Raw genomic sequence first — 245 nt, 5'->3', positions numbered from 1 at the left:
AACAGGCAGAGCAGCGGAAAACCAACGACCCAGTAATCTCTGGTGGAGGCATCCGGCCGGTGTCTTCAGTTCGCTTATTATTCAGCTGAAGCAATTATTATGTCCGAACAATTTGCTCACGTTTCCGTGCTGCTCCATGAGTCTGTTGATGGTTTAGCCATCAAACCAGACGGTATTTATATCGACGGTACCTTTGGCCGCGGTGGCCACAGCCGCCTGATCCTTTCCCACCTTGGCGAACATGG

At 51.4% G+C, this 245-nt stretch carries 1 protein-coding gene; it reads left to right on the top strand.

All coding sequences use genetic code 11. The annotated features are described in order from the left end of the window. Positions 1 to 99: 99 nt before the first annotated feature. Positions 100 to 245, top strand: a 146-nt coding sequence (mraW, locus tag ACYP03_RS27495) for a 16S rRNA (cytosine(1402)-N(4))-methyltransferase (RefSeq protein ID WP_459782872.1), incomplete at its 3' end; no start/stop codon positions are given.

Source organism: Photobacterium sp. R1, assembly GCF_054600795.1.
This window is presented reverse-complemented; position numbering and strand designations above follow the sequence as displayed.